General features: G+C 72.4%; 20 protein-coding genes, 1 tRNA gene and 1 other RNA gene. 8 read left to right on the forward strand and 14 right to left on the reverse strand.

Translation table 11 applies throughout. The annotated features are described in order from the left end of the window. Positions 1–74 precede the first annotated feature (74 nt). Complete coding sequence (locus ACF09E_RS29135) at positions 75–914, forward strand: TetR/AcrR family transcriptional regulator (RefSeq protein WP_392208342.1); 840 nt, start codon at positions 75–77, stop codon at positions 912–914. A gap of 23 nt (positions 915–937) precedes the next feature. On the opposite strand, the gene ACF09E_RS29140 is transcribed toward ACF09E_RS29135, so the two are convergent. After that, on the reverse strand, positions 938–1573 hold the full coding sequence (locus ACF09E_RS29140; protein ID WP_392208344.1) for a TetR/AcrR family transcriptional regulator: 636 nt from the start codon (positions 1571–1573) through the stop codon (positions 938–940). A 193-nt stretch (positions 1574–1766) separates the two neighbouring features. Between ACF09E_RS29140 and wrbA the strand changes: the two genes are divergently transcribed. After that, positions 1767–2375, forward strand: a complete 609-nt coding sequence (wrbA, locus tag ACF09E_RS29145) for an NAD(P)H:quinone oxidoreductase (protein WP_392208346.1) — start codon at positions 1767–1769, stop codon at positions 2373–2375. 142 nt (positions 2376–2517) lie between these two features. Here wrbA and ACF09E_RS29150 read toward each other — a convergent pair whose 3' ends face one another. From ACF09E_RS29150 to ACF09E_RS29160, 3 genes are all read right to left on the reverse strand, one after another. After that, the gene (locus tag ACF09E_RS29150; protein WP_148001593.1) at positions 2518–2805 is read right to left on the reverse strand and encodes a metal-sensitive transcriptional regulator; all 288 of its coding nucleotides are present in this window, start codon (positions 2803–2805) and stop codon (positions 2518–2520) included. 163 nt (positions 2806–2968) lie between these two features. Continuing rightward, positions 2969–3511 (reverse strand): GNAT family N-acetyltransferase, encoded by a 543-nt coding sequence (locus tag ACF09E_RS29155; RefSeq protein WP_392208348.1) that lies wholly within the window; start codon positions 3509–3511, stop codon positions 2969–2971. Between the two features lie 90 nt (positions 3512–3601). After that, on the reverse strand, positions 3602–4018 hold the full coding sequence (locus ACF09E_RS29160) for a YciI family protein (RefSeq protein ID WP_392208350.1): 417 nt from the start codon (positions 4016–4018) through the stop codon (positions 3602–3604). A 193-nt stretch (positions 4019–4211) separates the two neighbouring features. Here ACF09E_RS29160 and ACF09E_RS29165 point away from each other — a divergent pair, with 193 nt between their 5' ends. Further along, on the forward strand, positions 4212–4841 hold the full coding sequence (locus ACF09E_RS29165) for a MarC family protein (protein ID WP_392208352.1): 630 nt from the start codon (positions 4212–4214) through the stop codon (positions 4839–4841). A gap of 82 nt (positions 4842–4923) precedes the next feature. Here the strand turns inward: ACF09E_RS29165 and ACF09E_RS29170 are convergent, their stop codons facing one another. The 4 genes from ACF09E_RS29170 to ACF09E_RS29185 all read right to left on the reverse strand — a co-directional run bounded on the left by ACF09E_RS29170 (position 4924) and on the right by ACF09E_RS29185 (position 9439). Next, a complete protein-coding gene (locus tag ACF09E_RS29170) occupies positions 4924–6174 on the reverse strand; it encodes a winged helix DNA-binding domain-containing protein (RefSeq protein ID WP_392208354.1) in 1251 nt (416 codons plus the stop codon). Positions 6175–6363: 189 nt separating this feature from the next. Continuing rightward, positions 6364–7425, reverse strand: a complete 1062-nt coding sequence (locus tag ACF09E_RS29175) for an aldo/keto reductase (protein WP_392208356.1) — start codon at positions 7423–7425, stop codon at positions 6364–6366. 119 nt (positions 7426–7544) lie between these two features. After that, positions 7545–8450, reverse strand: a complete 906-nt coding sequence (locus tag ACF09E_RS29180) for an alpha/beta fold hydrolase (RefSeq protein ID WP_392208358.1) — start codon at positions 8448–8450, stop codon at positions 7545–7547. Between the two features lie 14 nt (positions 8451–8464). Further along, positions 8465–9439, reverse strand: coding sequence for a DUF5937 family protein (locus ACF09E_RS29185; RefSeq protein ID WP_392208466.1), 975 nt, complete (start codon positions 9437–9439; stop codon positions 8465–8467). 165 nt (positions 9440–9604) lie between these two features. Here ACF09E_RS29185 and ACF09E_RS29190 point away from each other — a divergent pair, with 165 nt between their 5' ends. Further along, entirely contained in the window at positions 9605–10840 is a 1236-nt protein-coding gene (locus ACF09E_RS29190; protein WP_392208360.1) for an MFS transporter, read from the forward strand. Between the two features lie 7 nt (positions 10841–10847). Here the strand turns inward: ACF09E_RS29190 and ACF09E_RS29195 are convergent, their stop codons facing one another. The 5 genes from ACF09E_RS29195 to ACF09E_RS29215 all read right to left on the reverse strand — a co-directional run bounded on the left by ACF09E_RS29195 (position 10848) and on the right by ACF09E_RS29215 (position 15191). After that, complete coding sequence (locus ACF09E_RS29195; RefSeq protein WP_392208362.1) at positions 10848–11057, reverse strand: DUF4287 domain-containing protein; 210 nt, start codon at positions 11055–11057, stop codon at positions 10848–10850. A 79-nt stretch (positions 11058–11136) separates the two neighbouring features. Continuing rightward, entirely contained in the window at positions 11137–13389 is a 2253-nt protein-coding gene (locus ACF09E_RS29200; RefSeq protein ID WP_392208364.1) for an FtsX-like permease family protein, read from the reverse strand. Beyond that, positions 13386–14060 (reverse strand): ABC transporter ATP-binding protein, encoded by a 675-nt coding sequence (locus ACF09E_RS29205; protein ID WP_392208366.1) that lies wholly within the window; start codon positions 14058–14060, stop codon positions 13386–13388. The genes ACF09E_RS29200 and ACF09E_RS29205 overlap by 4 nt, the downstream gene beginning before the upstream one ends. Before the next feature lie 62 nt (positions 14061–14122). Further along, positions 14123–14569, reverse strand: a complete 447-nt coding sequence (locus ACF09E_RS29210; protein ID WP_392208368.1) for a hypothetical protein — start codon at positions 14567–14569, stop codon at positions 14123–14125. 193 nt (positions 14570–14762) lie between these two features. After that, a complete protein-coding gene (locus tag ACF09E_RS29215) occupies positions 14763–15191 on the reverse strand; it encodes a VOC family protein (protein ID WP_392208370.1) in 429 nt (142 codons plus the stop codon). Positions 15192–15476: 285 nt separating this feature from the next. Here ACF09E_RS29215 and ACF09E_RS29220 point away from each other — a divergent pair, with 285 nt between their 5' ends. Next, positions 15477–16112 carry a TetR/AcrR family transcriptional regulator gene (locus tag ACF09E_RS29220; RefSeq protein WP_392208372.1) on the forward strand — a complete coding sequence of 212 codons (636 nt, stop codon included), beginning with the start codon at positions 15477–15479 and terminating at the stop codon, positions 16110–16112. A gap of 72 nt (positions 16113–16184) precedes the next feature. Here ACF09E_RS29220 and ACF09E_RS29225 read toward each other — a convergent pair. Beyond that, positions 16185–16272: transfer RNA gene (locus tag ACF09E_RS29225), tRNA-Ser, on the reverse strand. Positions 16273–16679: 407 nt separating this feature from the next. Here ACF09E_RS29225 and ffs point away from each other — a divergent pair. The 3 genes from ffs to purD all read left to right on the forward strand — a co-directional run bounded on the left by ffs (position 16680) and on the right by purD (position 20268). Continuing rightward, an RNA gene (gene ffs / locus ACF09E_RS29230) (signal recognition particle sRNA small type) lies at positions 16680–16778 on the forward strand. A 57-nt stretch (positions 16779–16835) separates the two neighbouring features. After that, positions 16836–18956, forward strand: coding sequence for a DNA polymerase III subunit gamma and tau (locus ACF09E_RS29235; protein ID WP_392208374.1), 2121 nt, complete (start codon positions 16836–16838; stop codon positions 18954–18956). Positions 18957–19017: 61 nt separating this feature from the next. Continuing rightward, a complete protein-coding gene (gene purD, locus ACF09E_RS29240) occupies positions 19018–20268 on the forward strand; it encodes a phosphoribosylamine--glycine ligase (protein WP_392208376.1) in 1251 nt (416 codons plus the stop codon). Positions 20269–20519 lie beyond the last annotated feature (251 nt).

Consider the following 20519-nt stretch of genomic DNA (forward strand, 5'->3'; position numbering starts at 1 on the left):
GACGGGCGGGAAGAACCCGAGAAGCCCCGAAGAGCGCGACGGACGCGATGGGCGCGATGAAGGACGGAAGCGGCATGGCGGGAGCGAAGGGCAAGAGCAGCAGCGGCGCGGGGGACCCGGCACGCACCCTGGAGCTCCTGTGGCGTGACGGCTCGGCCGCACCGGCGGGACGGCGCGGCCCGCGGCAGGGCCTCACGGTCGACGCGGTCGTCGACGCGGCCCTGGCCCTCGCCGACGCCGGCGGGCTCGACGCGCTGACCATGCGCGCGGTGGCCCAGCACCTCGGCGTGACCCCGATGACCCTCTACACGTACGTCCCCGGCAAGGCCGAACTCCTCGACCTCATGCTGGACGCCGTCTTCCTGCGCATGGCCCGGCCGCCGTTCCGCCCGGAGGAGTCCTGGCGGTCCCGCGTCACGGCGGTCGCGGACGCGAACCGTGCGCTGCACCTGGGGCATCCGTGGCTGGTCGAACTGCGCATCGTGCGGGCTCCGTTGGGTCCCGGCGTGATGAACAAGTACGAGTACGAGCTCGGCGCCTTCGAGGGTCTGGGCCTCGACGACGTGGCCCGGGACTCGGCCCTGACGTACGTCCTCGGCTTCGTCCAGGCGGGTGCCCGGGCCGAGTTGGACGCGCGGGCCGAGGAGCGGGAGAGCGCGATGTCGGACGGCGAGTGGTGGGAGGCCCACGAGCCGCTGCTGGCACGGGCGCTGGACGAGACGCGCTTCCCGCTGGCGAGCCGGGTGGGGGAGGCGGCGGCGATCGCGTACGACGGCCTGTACGACGCGGACCACGCGTACCGCTTCGGCCTGGAGCGGGTGCTGGACGGCCTCGCGGCACTGGCCGGGACCCGGCCGGGTCGCGACGCGGGCGGGGTCGGGGGCGGCCGGGGGGCCGCGGGCGGGGGCTGCTGAGGGGCGCGGGGGCCCCGCCCGGCTCAGGCCCGCAGGCGGAGCAGTTCCCGTACGCCCGCCTTGAGGCGGTCCGCCGACAGCTCCTGCTCGACCGCCAGGTGGTGCATGACGTCCGGCGAGAACGACGCGAGCAGCAGGTGGGCGAGGAGCGCGCTGTCGGAGCCGGGCCGCAGACGTCCGATGAGCAGGGCCACGTGCGTGTGCATCACGCGGTACGCGCCGCTGTGGTAGCGGGCGCGGGGCGCGGCGGAGTGCGCGGCGAGCAGGATCTCGCGCTGCTCGCCGACCCGGTCGACGAGCGCGTCGAGGAAGGCGTCGAGCCGCGCTTCGGCGGGGGCGCCGGGGCCGAGCGGCGGCGGGCCGCTCATGTACGCCTCCTGGAACTGGCGCTCGCGGTCGTCGAGGAGCGCCCACAGCAGCTGGGAGACGTCGCCGAAGCGGCGGTAGACCGTGCCGACGCCGATGCCGCTGGCGTGGGCGACCTGGTTCATGGTGACGGCCTGGGGGCCGTCCTCCGCGACGATCCGGGCGGCGGCGTCGAGGATCTTGCGCCGGTTGCGGGCGGCGTCGGCGCGCTCGGGTGCGGGCTTGCCCATGGCGGGCAGGAGGCCGAGCAGGGGTGCCGCCGGGTCTCCGGCCTGCGGGATCTCGGTGCTCATCTGCCGACTCCTGTTCCGTGCGCCGCCCGTGCGCCCTGGTGCGCGTCGTATCGCGCTGTTTCGCTACTCGCGCCCCGTCTCCCCCTTCCGGTAGCCCTCGGTGCGAGCATACCCGCTGCCCTTGCAAAGTGGATAGCCATCCGCTTAACCTCGGTGCATCGAAACGGAATCTGATCCGCTTGAGGAGATCGCCATGTCCGTGAAGGTCGCCGTCATCTACTACTCGGCCACGGGTGCCGTCCACCAGCTCGCCCAGGCCGTGGCCGAGGGCGCCGAGAAGTCCGGCGCCGAGGTGCGGCTGCGCCGGGTGCCCGAGCTCGCCCCGGCCGCCGCGATCGACTCGAACCCGGCGTGGCGCGCGCACGTGGACGCCACCGGTGACGTGGAGGTGGCGTCCCTGGAGGACCTGGAGTGGGCGGACGCGTACGCGCTCGGCTCGCCCACCCGGTTCGGCAACGTGGCCGCGCAGCTCAAGCAGTACATCGACACCTCGGGCGGCCTCTGGCAGCAGGGCGTCATGGCGGACAAGCCCGCGACCGCCTTCACCAGCGCCCACAACCTGCACGGCGGCAACGAGTCGACGCTGCTCGCGCTCTACAACACCTTCCACCACTGGGGCTCGGTCATCGTCTCCCCCGGCTTCACCGACCCGGCGGTCTACGCGGCCGGCGGCAACCCGTACGGCACCGCCCACCCCGGGGCGAACGGCGCCCCGGCGGAGAACGTCCTGGAGGCCGCCCGCTACCAGGGCCGCCGCCTGACGACGATCGCGAAGCGCCTCAAGGGCCTGGCGACGGACTGACCGGCCCGGCCGCCCCGCGGCCGTACCGGCCGTGCAAGGGCTGACCCGCCCGGCTGCCGGTCGACCGGCCCCCGGACGCGGACGTGCCCCCGGGGAGACCCCCGGGGGCACGTCCGCGTCCGCGTGTCTTCGCCCGCCGTTCTCAGGCCAGGGACAGGAAGAGCTTCTCCAGTCGGGCGCGCATGGCGTCGCGGTCCTCGCCGTTCCGCCGGGCGTCCTCGACGTCCGTCAGGCACTGCTGGAGCCCGGTCGCGATGATCGCGAACCCGGCCCGGTCGAGAGCGCGGGAGGCGGCGGCCAGCTGGGTCACGACCTCCTCGCAGTCGCGACCCTCCTCGATCATCCGGATCACGCCGGAGATCTGGCCCTGAGCACGACGGAGCCGGTTCAGTACCGCCTTCAGCTCCGCGCCGGCGAGATCCAGTTCCACAGCCACTCCTCACAGATACCCCAGGGGGTAATTTACTCCCCGCTCGGGGTTCCGTCGAAGACCAAGGATGACACCTGCGCCGGGGTACGGGCCTGGAGGAGGAGCGGACCGGGGCGGGTCCGGCGGGGTGCCGCGGCGGGTCGCCCCCGCGTCGAGGACCCGCTCAGAGCGGATCGAGGACCATGAGGACCTCGTCCCGGTCGTCCCCGGGCCCCAGCCGGAGCGCGCCGGGCCAGCGGCCGACCTCGCGCCACCCGAGCCGGCCGTAGAACGTCTCCAGGCCGGCGCCGCCGCGCGCGGCCAGCCGGAGCTGCTCGAGCCCCATCTCGTCGCGGGCGACCTCCCGCGCGCGGCGGACGAGGGCGGCCCCGACCCCGCGCCCCCGCAGCCCCGTGCGGGTCTGGATGTGGTGCAGCGTCCCCCAGTGCGCGACCGGCGGGACGTCGTCCCGGCGGACGGCGAGCCACCCGGCGAGGCCCCCGTCGACCATGGCCACCAGGAGGCGGCTCGTCGCGGGGGCGAGGCCCGCGACGAGGGAGTCGACCGCGGGACCGACCAGGCCGGCGTCGACCGGCGGGAAGGGGAAGCCGGCCGCCCCGCCGGCGTTCGTCACCTCGATCCAGCAGTCGCGGAGCGCGCGGCCGAGCTCCGGGGAGACGTCGTGCGGAGCGGTGAACTGCTGCAGTGCGAGGGGTCCGATGTCCACGCGGCGGATCCTCGCACCCGGCACGGACAGCGCGGGGCGCGAGGAGGGGGTTCTGCGGGGGTCGGAATCCCAGCCGTTCCGCGACCCCGCTCAGTCCTGCCGCGGACCGGTCTCGTCGACCGGGCGGATGACCACCGCGTACTCCGGGGCCCCGGCCGGCTGCGGGCAGCGGGCGACCTGGGCGGCGATCTCCGTCACGCGCTCCAGGGACTCGCAGTCGAGGAGCCAGAAGCCCGCGATGACCTCCTTGGTCTCCGCGTAGGGGCCGTCGGTGACGACCGGCCTGCCGTCGCCGTCCACCGTCACGAACCGGGTCGTCGACGGGGCCGCGAGGCCCTGGGCGTCGAGCATCTCGCCCTTCGCCGCCAGCTCCTCGTTGATCGCGTTCATGTGCGCGAACATCGCCTCGAGGTCCGGCTTCGTCCAGGCGGGGCTGCTGTCGGTGGGGCGGCCCACCATGGCCTCGTAGTCGGCCTCGCTGCCCTGCACCATCACCAGGTACTTCATGGCGTCCTCCTCGTCCTCTCGTCCTGCTCCGGTCGTTCCGGTCCTGTTCCGGTCCTGGGGGGCGGGTCCCCGCCGGGCGGGGCTCCCGCACTGCCTCTCGCAGGACAGTCGGAGCGGAGGGCCGCTTCTCGACACCGCGCGGGCGCAGACGGGAAAACCGGGAGAAATCACCCGCCCGCACCATGATTCCGGTGTGAACGCCTTCAGCTACTCCGCCGCCTTCATCACCTTCTTCTCCGTCGTCGGCCCCCCGAAGGTGCTCCTCGCCTTCGCCGGCCTCGCCCAGGTCCACCCGGTACGCCAGCTGCGGACCATCGCCCTCATCTCCTCGGGCGCGGCCGTCCTCGTCGGCCTGGTCATCGGCATCACCGCCCCCTGGCTGCTGGACGTCTTCCACATCAGCACCCCCGCCCTCCAGCTCGCGGGCGGCATCATCTTCTTCATCTACGCCGTCGGGCTCGTCCTCGGACTGCACCTCGGCGCCGGCACCGCTCCCCAGGACGCCCCCGACCTGGCCAGCGGCGTGCGCGAGCTGCTGATCCCGTACGTGGTCAGCCCGCTGGCCATGACGGCCGTGCTCATCGAGGCCGCCGCCCGCGACTCCTTCACCTGGCGCTCGACCGTCGCCGGCGCGTACGTGTCCGTCATCGCGCTCGACCTCATCTGCGTCCTGCTGCTCGGCCGCGTCCTGCGCCGCACCCACCACGCCACGATCGAGGTCCTCGGCCGGCTCCTCGGTCTGCTGCTGGCCGCCGTCGGCGTCGACCTGGTCCTCGACGGCCTCGCGGACCTCGGCGTCCCGGGCGTCTACCTGCGCCACTGACCGGGGCGGTCACGGCGTACGGAGAACCGGAGGCGTACGGAACGGGCGGCGCGCGCCCCGCTCAGCCGGGCGCGCGCCCCGCTCAGCCGCTCGACTCCCGCTCCAGCGGCGTGCGGAACCGGGGCGTCACCCGTACGTCCCCGATCCACCCCGCGAGCCGCTCCGCCTCCGCGTCGACCGCCCGCCCGGCCGCCGCCCCGACGTCCGCCAGGAGCCGGGTCACGATCTCGCCGTCCGGGCGCTGCGCCCAGCCGCCGACGATGCGGCCGTCCCACCAGACCGTCGGCCCGATGTTCCCGCTGCGGTCGTACAGCGCCGCCCGGTACTCCGGGTCCAGGTACCAGTCACGGGCCTGCCAGCCCATCGCCGTCGAGTCGAGCGCGGGCAGCAGCGCCGCCCACGGCTCGCCCCCGGCCGACCCGGGGTCCACGGGGTCGAGGTCGTCGGGCAGGACGAACCCGGCCCCCTCGTCGAGGGCCACCGTCACCGCCCCCACGGCGGCGAGCGCCGCGCGCACATCGGTCACCTTCCACCCCGTCCACCACTTCAGATCCGCCTCGGTGGCGGGACCGCAGGCCCGGAGCCACCGCCCGATCAGCTCGGCCCGCCCCGCGGCGGGGCTCTCCCCGGGGCGCGGACCGGTGGGACGGGTCCAGCGGAACCGGCTGGACGTCCAGCCGCCCTGGGGACGGCCCCGCACGATCCGCCCCTCCATGCCGAGCACCCGCAGCACCCGGCTCGCGACGGACTGGACGCCCTCCTGCCGCGTGCCCTTCCCGTAGACGTACGTCGATCTCAACGCCGGTACGGCTCCGCCGAGTTCGGTGCCCGTGGCCTCGCCCCGCGCGGCCAGTTCGGCGAGGACGAGCCGCTCGGTCTCCGCGAGCCACGCGGCGTCGTAGTCGCTGCCGGCCGCCAAGTGCTGGAGGAGGGAGGCGCGTTCGCGTACGGCGGCGGGGTCGGTCGTCGAAGCCTGGACGGCGGGGGCGAGCGCGGCGGGGAGGACGAAGACGGTGTGCCGCATGCCGTGCATCCGGACCAGCGAACGGTCCTGGTACAGCGCCCGCTCGACGTCCTCGACGGGCCCGGCCGTCCCGGCAAGCCGCGCCCCCACGGCGAGGAACACGCTGGCGGGGTCCGTCCCGTGCAGGGCGACGAGGGACTCGGCGACCTCCTCCACCGACCCGGCGCGCGCGCCGCCGGCCAACCGGTGCCGCACCCCGAGCCGCGCCCGCCGCTCGGCGGCACCGATCGCCCGCGGGGTACCCGTGGTGCCCGTGGCCGTCCGAGTCCTCGCCCGACTCGCCGTCTCCGCCTTCCGCGACTCACCCATGCGGCCAAGCATGGCCCGAGGCACGCCCTCGCGCACGGCTTCGGGCGGGAGGCCGTGCAGGCTGCCGCGTAGGGCTTCGGGCGGGAGGTCGTGGGCAGGTGCTGGGTACGACTCGGGGCGGCGTGACGCTGAAGGCGCTCCCGGCCGCGTCCTGCGGCCCCTCGGCGGAGGTTCCGCCCGGTGACCGCCTTACTCGGCCGCGGCCCGCTCCTCCAGTGGTCGCCGGCGCAGCGCGGGCCGGGTGAGGGAGGGCGGCTGCCAGGCGCCGTCCGCGCGGTAGAGGTCCGTGCCGGGCGGCACGATCGCGTCGATCCGGTCCAGCACCTCGTCGGTGAGGACGACGGACGCGCCCTTGAGCAGCCCGTCGAGCTGGTCCATCGTCCGCGGCCCGATGATCACCGAGGTCACGGCCGGGTGCGCGGCGGCGAAGGCGAGGGCGAGCTCGGGCAGCGAGCAGCCGACCTCGTCGGCGAGGGCGACGAACGCCTCGACGGCGTCGAGCTTGGCGGCGTTGCCGGGCAGGGCGGGGTCGAAGCGGTGCGGGGTGATCGCGGCCCGTCCGCGGGTGAGGTCGATCGGCCGGCCCTTGCGGTACGTGCCGGTGAGGAAGCCGGAGGCGAGCGGCGCCCAGGTCAGGACGCCCATGCCGTACCGCTGGGCGACGGGAAGGACGGAGGTCTCGATGCCGCGCGCGAGCAGCGAGTACGGCGGCTGCTCGGAGCGGAAGCGGCGCAGGCCGCGGCGCTCGGCGACGGCCTGGGCCTCGACGATCGCCTCGGCGGGGAAGGTGGAGCAGCCGAACGCCCGGATCTTGCCCTGGCCGACGAGGTCGCCGAGGACGTCCAGGGTCTCCTCGATGTCCGTGCGGTGGTCGGGCCGGTGGACCTGGTAGAGGTCGATCCGGTCGGTACCGAGCCGCTTGAGGCTGTCCTCGACGGCGCGGGTGATCCAACGGCGGGAGAGACCGCCGCGGTTGGGGCCCTCGCCGCCGACGGGGAAGTACACCTTGGTGGCGAGGACGGTCGCGTCCCGCCGGTGGGAGTCGCGCAGTGCCTTGCCGACGATCTCCTCGGACTCGCCGGAGGAGTACATGTCGGCGGTGTCCACGAAGTTGACGCCCCGGTCGAGGGCGGCGTGGATGACGCGTACGCAATCCTGGTGGTCAGGATTGCCGATCGCCCCGAACATCATCGTGCCGAGGCAGTACGTACTGACTTCGAACCCGGTCCCGCCGAGTACCCGATAGCGCATGCGCGCACTCTAGGAATGCGAGTGCACTCCAAGGCAAGACCCGGGGCGGCGGCCGAACCCCGGCCACGGCCGGACCCCGGCGACGGCCGGACCGCGGCCACGGCCCAGGCTGCCGGGACTCAACAACCGGTCTCGGCAAGGAAGTCGACGATCAGCCGATGAAGGACACCGGGCCGCTCCAGGTGCACGTCGTGGCCGGCGCCGGGAAGGCTGGCGCCGCGCAGCGCGGGCCGGCGGCGGGCCATCTCCGCGTACTCCTCCCCGCCGACGATCCCGCCGTGCTCGCCCTGCCCGAGGACCGCGAGGGTGGGGCAGGTGAGGGCGGCCCACTCGTCCCAGAAGGAGCGGGTGGTGCTGTCGTCGAGGGAGCGGACCACGACCTCGGGGTCGAAGCGGGGCCACAGCCCGTCGGCGCGCTCCTCCAGACCGCGGGCCCAGCCCTCGCCCACCGCGTCGGTGCCGCCGCCGAGGTGGGCGACGGCCGCCGCCCGGGTGGGGAACGGCACCGGCCAGGACCGGAGCCAACTCGCGATCTGCTCCTGGACGCCGGGGGTGGTCCCGTCGGGCCCGGCCTCGACGAGGACGAGGGCGCGGAGCAGGTCGGGGTGGGCGGCGGCGGTGAGGAGCGCGGTGCTCCCGCCCAGCGACTGTCCGACCAGCACGGGCCGGTCGAGACCGAGCCCGTCGACGACGGCGACGGCGTCGGCGACGTACGCGGCCCGGGAGACGTCACCGTCGGCGGGATGCCGGTCGCTGAGGCCGTGCCCGCGCTGGTCGAGGGCGACGACGCGGAAGCCGGAGTCGCGCAGGAGCCGGGCCGTGTCGTCCCACTCGCCCGCGTGCCCGGCGAGCCCGTGCAGGAGGAGGACGTCGACCGGGCCTCCCGGGAGCCGCGGGTCGCCCGGGCCACCGGGGTCGCCCGGGTCGCCGGAGCCGGCCGGGCTGCCCCAGTCGCGACAGGAGAGCCGCACGCCGTCACGGAACACGAGCCGCTCTGACCAGGGGAGACCGGAGAAGGAAGTCATCCCCCCATGATCCCTTACGGGTTGAGGAGCTGATCGGCGACGGCGGTACGGGCGTAGAGGACGGACCGCCCGCTGCGGTGGGCGGTGACGAGCCCGGCGTTGCGCAGGGCGATGAGGTGCTGGGAGACGCCGGCGGCGGACAGTCCGCAGTGCGCGGCGAGCTGGGTGGTCGACGCGGGGGTGTCGAGTTCGGTGAGAAGCAGGGTGCGGGAGCGCCCGAGGACGGCGGCGACGGCCTCGGTGGCGGCGGAGGTACGGGGCTCCCAGACGGCGCCGAAGCCTCGTGCCGGATAGGCGAGTTGGGGCGGGTCGGGGTGGACGGACCGGGTGAGGACCCGGGGCCAGGCGAACACGGAGGGGACGAGCAGCAGCCCGGACCCGGCCTGCTCGCGGCTGAGGGCGCAGTGCCGCCGTACGAGCCGCAGGGTGCCGTCGTCCCAGCGCACGGTCTCGTGCAGTTCGCTCAGGACGCGGGCCGACCCGTGCTCGGCGACCTGCCGGGCCCGATGGAAGACGTCGGCCTCCAGGACGTGCTGGATCCGGGCCCAGTACGGAGCGAGGGCGAGTTCCCAGTAGGCCTCGATCTCGTCGACGACCTTGCGGAGGACGGCGGGAGGGTCGTCGTGGAGCAGCCGGAGCCGGGCGGGGTGCTCGCCCTCCGGGAGCGGACGGAGGTCCTGCCGGACCTGCTCGGCGGGGGTGCGGAGAAGGGCGTCGAGCTCGGCGTCGAGGGTGGGGAAGGGCCCGGCGGGGGTGGGGTTGAGGAAGTCGGCGAGGTAGCCGTGGGCGGGGACGAGCGCGGCGAGCCAGCCGCGGTCGAGCCCGGCTCGCGCGATCCGGGGACGGACCTGCGCGACCCAGCGGCGATGGGGGCCGGGATCGGCGCGGCCGGCCAGGACGCGGTAGCTGGTGACGACCTCCCACATGGGGGAGACGGCGAAGCGGGTCTGGGCGAGGTCGGCGGCCGAGAAGCTGAGCCCGGATTCCAAGGTGTCCACGTCCAAGTCGAGGAGCGGCGGGAGCGGAGAGGAAAGGAGAAGTCGCAACGGTCGGAACGGTCGGAACAGCCGGTACGCGTTGGAAGGTCACGCACAGTGGATTCGGCCAGAGCTTAATCAATGGAGCGGACGGGGCGATGTCGAGAACCTCACCCCATGCCCTCTCTCACCACGTCGTCACTCATCCCGTCCTCGTTCCGGGGACTCCCCTCCGTCGTGTGGACGATCTTCGCGGGGACGATCGTCAACAGGCTCGGCTACCTCGTGACCCCGTTCCTGGTCTTCTTCCTGGCGGATCGCGGGGTGACGGGCACGGAGACCTCGTACGTCCTGGGCGCCCTGGGCGCGGGCAACCTGCTGGGCCCGGCCGTGGGCGGCGTTTTGGCCGACCGGATCGGGCGCAGGACGACGATGCTGATCGGTCTGGTCGGGGCGTCGGCGGCGCAGGGGGCGCTGTTCCTGGCTCCCGGCGTGTGGACGATGGCGGCGGCGGCGCTGCTGATCAGCGCGGCGGGCAGCACGGTGTCGCCGGCGGCGTACGCGCTGCTCGCGGACGCGGTGGACAGCGACCGGCGGCGCCGCGCGTACGCCCTGTTCGGCTGGGGGGTGAACATCGGCACGGCGGTGGCGGGCGTGCTCGGAGGCTTTCTGGCGGCGCGGGGCTACTGGCTGCTGTTCGTGGTGGACGCGGGGTCGATGCTGGCGTACGCACTGGTGGTGGCGGTGCGCCTGAGGGACCCGAGGGCCGGGGCGGCGGAGGCGAAGGAGCGGGGCGCCGGCGGCGGGAAGGACGGCATCGGCTACGGGGTGGTCCTCCGGGACCGGCTGGCACTGCTCCTGCTGCCCCTGTTCGGGGTGCAGCTCTTCGTGTACTCGCTGACCGAGGTGGCGCTGCCGCTGGCGGTGCACGACAGCGGTCTGTCGCCGGCGGTGTACGGGGCGATGGCGGCGGTGAACGCGGTCCTGGTGGTGGCGCTGCAGCCGTTCGTGACGGGGAGGCTGGCCGGGTTCCCGCAGCTGGCGGTGCAGGCGGTGGGGAGCACGCTGATCGCGGGCGGGGTGGCGCTGACCGGGCTGGCGGACGGGGTCGTGGGCTACACGGTGTCGGTGGTGGTCTGGTCCCTGGGCGAGGTGGTGGTGGCGGGCATCGCCGCGGGCGTGGTCGCGAACCTGGCCCCGGCGCACGCACGGGGGCGCTACCAGGGCGCGTTCAGCTGGACGTGGGGACTGGCGCGGTTCGCGGCGCTGACGCTGGGGGTGGCCGCGTACACGACGCTGGGGCCGGCGGTGCTGTGGTGGACGGCCCTGGCGGCGGGCCTGGCCGCGGCGGCGGGGACGGTGGCGCTGACCACGCGGGTGAACGCCCGCGCGGCCCACGAACTGGCGGCGTGAGGGGCGGCTACCTCCCCTCGGCGAGGGTGTGGGCCACGAGCGCGTTCGCGTGCCCGTGGCCCAGCCCGTGCTCGGCCTTCAGCCAGGAGACGAGTTCCATGTGCTTGGTGAGGGGCGAGGAACGGACGAGGTCCTGCCACTCGGAGATCGGCCGGCCGTACTTCTTCTCGATGGAGGGGAAGTAGCTGGCGGGACCTTTGACGACGTTCTCGGCCACGGGGGTCTCCAGGGTCGGGGTGGGTGACTTCCACAGGGAAGACCCCCGCTCGACCGGGAACTCATCGGTACCGCGGGGTTCAATCCCGCCGGATGTGCTCGGGATCGACGTGGCGCCGCACCATGGGGATGGAGGCGAGGGCGGCGACGAGGAGGACGCCGAGCGCGGCGGCGACGAGAAGGGGAAGCCCCTCCCAGTCCCAGTGCACGGCGCCACCGCCGGTGATCAGATAACTGGACTCGGCCAGCCACCCGGCGACGACGGCACCCCCCAACCCCACGGCGAGCGGCAACACCACCTGCAACACCTGTACCCCCCGCAACGTCCCGGCCCGAGCCCCCAACAACGCCAACGCGGTCACCTGAGCCCGCCGCTCCAAAGCCCGATCGGCCACGGACACGACGAACGCGGCCACACCGATGACAAGCCCGAGCACCATCCCGACGGCCAGCAGACTGCGAATGACGGTGAGCTGGGCGAGCGAGTCGATGACGATCCCGACGGGCTCGACGGGCGAGGTGGGAGCCACGGCCCCGATCCCATCGAGCACGGCACGAACGGTCTCGGGGTCGGAGTCGCTGAGCAGTACCAGATTCCCTTCCGAGGGAACAGTGCCGGGAGGAATCATGGATGGCGGGATGAGCAGGCTCGGGCCCGAAAAGCTCGATGGTTGATAGGCGCGCACCGATACGCTCGCGTCTGGGACGGTGACGTCAAGCTTTCTGCCGTCACTCAACAGGAAAGGGAAACTTCTTCCCGGATTCGCATCTGAGTCGATGGAGAAGTTGTGATCTCGGATCCGCAGCACTTTGTTCTCGACACAGCCTTCGGCTTTCTCCACGAACCGACCGAGCTGTTGGCACGTGGCAAAGACGGCCATCGTGCGAGGAGCGTGGGCTCCTGAGGGGTCCCGCCATGACGCCGAGGCCATTGCATGAGCCTGCACCTGCGTAACTCTGACGGTGTCCTTCTGCTGATGACTTCGCAATTGGGTGAACGGCATACTGTATTCCTGGACAGGGCTGGTGGAACGATTGACCTGGTCCAGCTCCACGAGTACACCCTGCGTCAGTGATGCGCCGAACACCAGAAGTACGAGACCTGTGGCCACCCGGAGAGAAGCTCCAGGATCGACTTCGGTACGACGCATCGCTAGAACCATCGGGAGCCACTGAGCCGACCTTGCCATCCGTCGAGCCAGCCATGCTGTGATCGGCGCCAACCCGAAGACCAGCCCCGCACCGGTCATCCCCACTGCTCCAGGGATTAGCAGTGAACTGGCCGACCCTCCTGACGGGTCCTGGCCCAGTACGCTCAGCATGCAGTATCCGCCGATGATGCCAAGTCCTGGGACCAGAAGAAGCATCCCGAATCGCTTCGGAGGTGTGGGCTCGTCCGTTCGCCGAACGCTGATGGGCGACAGGGCCGCGCGTCGGCCACTGAACTGCCCCACAAACCAAGCGAGTGCCGGGCATCCGAGCAGGCATACGGAAACAGTTGCGATTGAGGGCTGTCCATCAACCCGATACCAGTGCAGCCCAGGCAAACCCACTTGCGCCATTACTTCGTTGACACCGAGATACGCCACGACCCCGAGCGCGGCTCCGAGGAAGGCGGCAGCGGCGCTTTCCCCGGCATTGACCCGCAAAGTGTCCTTAGCGCTGAGACCGATGAGGCGGAGGGCGGCCAGCCGTCGGGCACGCGATTCTCCGGACAGGCGCGCACATACCGACAGGAAGATGACGAGTGGGAGTAGCACGATGCAAGCGAGGGTGAACCGCAGAATGCTGAGGGTGGACGGCTCCACCACCTGCCTCCCCGGTCGGCTCGCACCGAAGCTGCCAAGTCGCTGCGGGGCGGTCAAGGTGTCAGCATTGGCGCCGATATATGCATACAGATCGTCGGGGCCCCCCAATCCTTGTGGAGCGATGGTGCCGGTCACTCGGGCTGGGATGAGACCGGCCGCTCCTGGATTCATGATCAGGATTTCGCGGAGCTTCGGTGAAACGATGGCTTCGCCGGCATCTGGCAGCTGCGCTACTCCCGGAGGAAGCGGACTGCCCCCGGGCCCTGTACGCGCCACGAAGACTCGGTGTAGAGGCTGTGATCCGTAAGGTTCCCGCAGTTCTTGATAAACGGTGTTGCTTTTCCCTGGATTCGGTTCGCGAGCGGCAGTGCGCGCGTCATGCGCGGCGAGGATCGACGGGATGGTGAGGACCGCGGCAAGGCACGCCACCCCGAGTGCCGAGCCCATCACCATGAGGAGGAAGCGAACCCGCCCCCGGCGCCCGCCTCCCCATAACAGCCGCAGTGCGAGGCTGAAGGCGTTCACACCGACACCCTCTGAGCCAGGACACCGTCCGACATCGTGTACTGGGTATCCGCCCTGGCGGCGACGTCGGCGTCATGGGTCACGATGACCACGGCTGTCTTCTGCCTACGCGCCAGATGAAGGAACTCCTCCAGCACGGCTGCCGCATTGGCGCTGTCGAGTGCCCCCGTCGGCTCGTCTGCGAACACCACGTCAGGCCGGTGGACCAGGGCGCGAGCCACTGCGACTCGCTGACTCTGCCCTCCGGACAGCTTCGAAGTTCTACGCCGCAGCAGATCGCCCATCCCAAGGCGCCCCAGTACCTGGGCGGCCATTGCATGAGCGTGTGACTTGCTGATACCGGCGAGACGGAGCGGAAGAGCTGCGTTCTCCTCCACGGTCAGTTCGGGCAGCAGCTCTCCGTACTGAAAGATGAAGCCAAGGCGAGTGCGTCGTAGGGCGCTGAGTTCACCGTCTGGGAGGCACGAGAGCCGGATCCCGTCGAAAGTGATCGTCCCTCTGGTCGGCGGCAGGACGCCCGCAAGGCAGTACAGCAGCGATGATTTGCCAGAGCCGCTGCTACCCATGATGGCAGCGACCTCGCCGGCCCTGAGCGCGAAGTCCGCCCCCTTCACGGCCTGCTGAGTGCCGTAGAAGAGGTCAACGCCCTCTGCGTGGAGGATGACATCCATCGTGGCTCGCACTTCCTATGACGAGGGGAGCCGCTGGTAGGCGACTCCCCGGACGTTGGTTGTTAGCGCTTGAAGGGGCGAATTTGCGAGCAGTTGTTCGGTCGCAGTGCCCCACGGTCCCTGCACACACGCATGTCCGCCGAGTTGGTGTATCGGGTCGCGCCGTCGTAGACCTTGTTCTCAAGTTGGACAGTGCGCTTCTGCACGCCCTTGAATCGCTGCCATCCGTAGGAGTGCGCCCTCACCTCTACGTAGGTGTTGTGGCCGTCGTTGTAGTTGCCGTCCCGCAGAGAACCCCGGAAGCGGAAGGCTCCGTGCTTCTCACCAGCCGGCTCCCACCTGTACTCAATGTCCTCGAAGTGGGCGCCGGTGGTGGTCAGGGGATCCTTGACGGAACGCCACGAGTCCGCCACCGCCACCCCCATCCCCCCGAAGAACAGCCCCGCGGCCACCACCGCCGTAGCGAACTTCCTCATCGATAACCCCTGTTGGTCGAGCCGACTGGTCATCACAGAAAGTATCGGCATCACTACACACCGATGACCGCAGGAACGTCCCTCCCTCTGATCACCCCCCGATCCAGTGAATGAGGCTGTTCTGCGGGACCCGAGACACTTTCGGCTCACCGTCCCCGCTGACATGCCGGTGGGCCGGAGCGCAGACGCACCCCGGCCCACCGGCCCCACGACATCCTCCGGACCGTCACGCCCACTCGGCCGGCGCCGGCTCCCCGGTCCCGTTCGGGTCCGCGGTCGGCGTGACCCACTCGACCAGCTGGACGACGACCCCGTTGGGGTCGGTCAGCTGGAACAGCCGCTCGCCCCAGGGCTCTTCGCGCAGCGGCATCGTGATCGGTGCGCCCGCCGCGCGCAGCCGGGCCTCTTCCGCCGCGAGGTCCGTGACGGTGAACGCCACGATCAGCCCCGCGGCCTGCCGGTCGCGCTGCTCGGGCGGGAGGACCTCGGTGCCGCGGCGCAGCAGGACGATGTCGACGGCCGCGTCCTCGCGGGTCAGCGACGCGAAGCCGTCGGCGGCCATGGCCACCTGGTAGCCGAGGTGGGTCGTGAAGAACTCCCGGGACGCGTCCACGTCGGCGACGGTGAGGGAGAGGGTGGAAGCAGAGACGTTCACGGTGGCTCCTCGGGAGACGGGTCGGCAGGTCGGCGGTCGGGTGACGGCTCGGCGGGCCGCCGGCGCGGCGGGCGGGTCGGCTTCCAGTCGGGCGGTTCCTTCCTCGGTACGTACGGCGCGGCGCCTGAACCCGGCTCCGGGCTGGGCCGGGTGTCCGAGTCGGCTTCGGCCTGCGCGACCTCTTCTTCGAGGTGCCACGAGGCGATTTTTGCGTCGGACGTAACTTTAAGCACGGCAATCAGAGTCGGTCAAGAGTATTTTTACGTCGAGAGTAAGATTCGCCTCATGGCCACCGAGAGCACAGGACTCCGCGAGTCCAAGAAGCAGGAGACCAGGCAGCTGATCTCCGACCACGCCACCCGCCTCTTCATGCGGCAGGGCTTCGAGCAGACGACCATCGCCGAGATCGCCACGGCGGCCCGCGTCGCCAAGAAGACGGTCACCAACTACTTCCCGAGGAAGGAGGACCTGGCCCTCGACCACCACGAGGCGTTCACCGCGACCCTGGCCCGCGCGGTCGCCGATCGGGCCGCGGGCGAGTCGCCGCTCTCCGCGCTGCGTCGCGAGTTCACCGACGCGGTCCAGACGTGCGACCCCGTCGCGGGCTTCGCCGGCCCGGACTTCGCCCGCATGGTCGCCGACAGTCCCACCCTGACCGCGCGGCTGCGGGAACTCCACGACCTGCGCGAGGAGGCCCTCGCCGAGGCCCTGGCGAGCGCCGACCCCACCGGTACCCCGGTGGCCATCACCCCTCGGGCGGCCGCCGCGCTCCTCGGCGCCGCCCACCGCCTGCTGTTCCGGCGCATCCAGGAACTCACCCTGGCCGGAGAGTCCAACGCCCGCATCGCCGCCGTCGTGGCCCCGGAGGCGGCCCACGTCTTCGACCTCCTCGAATCCGGCCTCCCGGCCGCCGGGGCCTGACCGCCCCGGACAACGCCGAAGGGCCCCACCGCGAACGGTGGGGCCCTTCAGCAAATTGCCCGGTGAGAGCAATGGCGGAGGATACGAGATTCGAACTCGTGAGGGGTTGCCCCCAACACGCTTTCCAAGCGTGCGCCCTAGGCCTCTAGGCGAATCCTCCGCCGCGAACATTACATGACCGAAGAGGGTGCTCGCGAACTCGATCCTGGTGGGGGCCGTGAGGGGTGCCCCTGCGCGCCTTCCGTGGCCTCCGGCAGCAGCTCTCGTACGCCTTCCATCGGCCCCGGGCAGCCTTCCTCGCTCTCATCCCGCCGCCCATGCGATCCCCTCCCCCGAACCCCGGCCGCCTCCCCGGCCTCCCGATCGCCGGCCGTGTCTCCCGTCCGCCGGCCCCCCGCCTCCGCCCGCGACCGAGACAGCGGCCCCCCGTACTGCCGCCGCCCACCCCATCCCCGGCCCCGTGCCGCGACCCGCCCCCGCCTCGCCCGTCCCACCCGCCTCCCCGAGCCCGTTCCGTGCAGGCTCGGGGGCCGGGGCTTCGGGGGGTTCGGCATCGGGTACTCTGGGCGAAGCCCCTCACGCGGTGCTATCTGACTGAACTCCCCCAGGGCCGGAAGGCAGCAAGGGTAGGTCGGCTCTGGCAGGTGCGTGGGGGGCGCTTGCGTTCCCGGCCCCACCCAGGGTTTTCCCGGGTTGTCGGCGGGCGCCTATAACCTCGTACCTGTGTCGTCTCTCGCGCTCTACCGCCGCTATCGCCCCGAGTCCTTCGCCGAGGTCATCGGGCAGGAGCATGTCACCGACCCGTTGCAGCAGGCCCTGCGGAACAACCGGGTCAATCACGCGTACCTGTTCAGCGGGCCCCGTGGTTGTGGCAAGACGACCAGTGCGCGGATCCTCGCGCGGTGTCTGAACTGCGAGCAGGGGCCGACGCCCACGCCCTGCGGGGAGTGCCAGTCCTGTCGTGACCTCGCGCGGAACGGGCCGGGGTCGATCGACGTCATCGAGATCGACGCCGCCTCGCACGGTGGTGTGGACGACGCCCGCGACCTGCGCGAGAAGGCCTTCTTCGGGCCCGCGTCGAGCCGGTACAAGATCTACATCATCGACGAGGCCCACATGGTCACCCCGGCGGGCTTCAACGCCCTGCTGAAGGTGGTCGAGGAGCCGCCGGAGCACCTCAAGTTCATCTTCGCGACGACCGAGCCCGAGAAGGTCATCGGGACGATCCGGTCCCGCACCCACCACTACCCCTTCCGGCTCGTTCCGCCCGGCACCCTGCGGGAGTACCTGCGCGAGGTCTGCGGGCGCGAGGGCATCCCCGTCGAGGACGGCGTGCTGCCGCTCGTGGTGCGGGCCGGCGCCGGTTCCGTGCGTGACTCGATGTCCGTGATGGACCAGCTGCTCGCCGGCGCCGCCGACGACGGTGTGACGTACGGCATGGCCACCTCCCTCCTCGGCTACACGGACGGCTCGCTGCTCGACGCGGTCGTGGAGGCCTTCGCCGCCGGTGACGGCGCCGCCGCGTTCGAGGTCGTCGACACGGTCATCGAGGGCGGCAACGACCCCCGCCGGTTCGTCGCCGACCTCCTGGAGCGGCTGCGCGACCTGGTGATCCTGGCCGCCGTGCCGGACGCCGCCGAGAAGGGGCTCATCGACGCCCCGGCCGACGTCATCGAGCGCATGCAGGCGCAGGCGTCCGTGTTCGGCGCCGCCGAGCTCAGCCGGGCCGCCGACCTGGTCAACACCGGACTGACCGAGATGCGGGGCGCCACCTCGCCGCGGCTCCAGCTGGAGCTCATCTGCGCCCGCGTGCTGCTGCCCGCCGCCTTCGACGACGAGCGGTCCGTCCAGGCGCGCCTCGACCGGCTGGAGCGCGGTGCCTCCTCCGGACCGGCGCCCGTCTTCACGCCCGGGGCGCCGACGCCCGCCATGGGGTACGTCCCCGGCCCCGACGCCCACACGCCGATGGCCCCGCCCCCGCCGGCCCCCGCCGCGCCGCCCGTGCCTGTACAGGCCCCCGCGCAGCCCGCACCGGCGCCCACGCCCGCGGCGGAGCCCGTTCAGGCGCCGCCCGCCGGCCCCCGCCCGGGCGCCTGGCCCGGTGCCGGCGGCGGTGGTGCGCCGGGCGCCTGGCCCGGTGCGTCCGCGCCCGCCGCGCCGGCCGCCCCCGCCCCCGTGCACGCGCAGCCCGCGCCGCCGGCCCCCGCTCCCGCCGCGTCGGGCGGCGGTGGCGGTGACACGGCGCAGGTACGGAACCTGTGGCCGCAGATCCTGGACGCCGTGAAGAACCGGCGCCGCTTCACCTGGATCCTGCTCAGCCAGAACGCGCAGGTCGCGGGCTTCGACGGGACGACCCTCCAGCTCGGCTTCCTCAACGCGGGAGCCCGCGACAACTTCGCGAGCAGCGGCAGCGAGGACGTCCTGAAGCAGGCCCTCGCCGAGCAGTTCAACGTGAACTGGAAGATCGAGGCGATCATCGACCCCTCCGGCGGCTCCGCCCCGCCGCCCGCCGCCACCGGCTTCGGCGGGTCGGGCGGCACCGGGGGCTTCGGCCGCCCGCAGGCGCCCGCCGCCCCGGCGCCCTCCTTCCAGCAGGCCCCGCCGCCCGCCCCCGCGCCGTCGGCGCCGGCCTCGTCCTCGTTCCCGTCGGCGCAGGCCTCCGCGCCCGCCCCGGCGCAGCCGCCCGCGCCCGCGTACACGCCGCCCGCGCCGCAGTCCGTGGCGCCCGAGGACGACGTGCCGGAGGAGGACGACCCGGACCTCGTCGACTCCGCGCTCTCCGGGCACGACCTGATCGTGCGCGAGCTCGGCGCCACCGTTGTGGAGGAATACACGAACGAGTAGGGGCGTCTCGTTCAGTGGCCCGCACAAGGGGCATCCCGGTCCTCGGGCTACCCTGACTGGCGTGAAGGTCCTCGTCATCGGCGGCGGCGCCCGCGAACACGCCCTGTGCCGCTCTCTCTCCCTCGATCCCGACGTCACCGCTCTGCACTGCGCGCCCGGCAACGCCGGAATCGCGGAGGTCGCCGAGCTGCACCCCGTCGACCAGCTGGACGGCGAAGCCGTCGCGCGCCTCGCCACCGAGCTCGGCGCCGGCCTGGTCGTCGTCGGCCCGGAGGCTCCGCTCGTCGCCGGCGTCGCCGACGCCGTCCGCGCAGCCGGCATCCCCGCCTTCGGCCCCTCCCGGGAGGCGGCGGAGCTGGAGGGCTCCAAGGCGTTCGCCAAGGACGTCATGGCCGGCGCCGGGGTGCCGACCGCCCGCAGCTACGTCTGCACGACCCCTGAGGAGATCGACGAGGCGCTCGACGCCTTCGGCGCCCCGTACGTCGTGAAGGACGACGGCCTCGCCGCCGGAAAGGGCGTGGTCGTCACCGACGACCTGGCCCAGGCCCGGGCCCACGCGCTCGCGTGCGACCGCGTGGTCATCGAGGAGTTCCTCGACGGCCCCGAGGTCTCCCTCTTCGCCATCACCGACGGCACCACCGTCCTCCCGCTCCAGCCCGCGCAGGACTTCAAGCGCGCGCTCGACGACGACGAGGGCCCGAACACCGGCGGCATGGGCGCCTACTCGCCGCTGCCCTGGGCCGACCCCAAGCTGGTCGAGGAGGTCCTCGGGACCGTCCTCCAGCCGACGGTCGACGAGCTGCGCCGCCGCGGCACGCCCTTCTCCGGCCTGCTGTACGCGGGTCTGGCGATCACCGGCCGCGGCGTCCGGGTCATCGAGTTCAACGCCCGCTTCGGCGACCCCGAGACCCAGGTCGTGCTCGCCCGGCTCCGCACTCCGCTGGCCGGCGTGCTGCTGAACGCCGCCAACGGCACCCTGGACGACCAGGCCCCGCTGAACTGGAGCGACGAGGCCGCGGTCACCGTGGTCGTCGCCTCGCACAACTACCCGGAGACCCCGCGCACGGGCGACCCGATCGACGGCCTCGACGAGGTCGCCGAGAAGGACGCCCCGCACGCGTACGTGCTCCACGCCGGCACGAAGCGGGACGGCGACGCGGTCGTCAGCGCGGGCGGCCGCGTCCTTTCGGTCACCGCGACCGGAACGGACCTGGCGCAGGCCCGCGAGCGCGCCTACGCGGCGGTCGGCCGTATCCGCCTTGACGGCTCCCAGCACCGCACGGACATCGCGCGCAAGGCCTCGGAGGCCTGACGGGACCGCTGTTCTCTCGCGCGGCCGTGCGGTGGATCGTACGGCCGCGCGAAATCCATCACCTTTGCCCAAAGCCATACCTTCGAGTGACGGCTGAGCCATCCGGATGACTCCCGCCGCAGCCCCAACTAGGGTGCGGCGAAGGCGTTCCGGCACTTGGCCCACCGGCATTGCGATGTCAGTGACGGGTGCCACAGTGGGGGAGTGAGCAACACCGCCACAGGCAGTCCCGACACGGGCAGGAGGGGGTG

The organism is Streptomyces sp. NPDC014891 (assembly GCF_043081085.1).
Classification (GTDB): domain Bacteria; phylum Actinomycetota; class Actinomycetes; order Streptomycetales; family Streptomycetaceae; genus Streptomyces.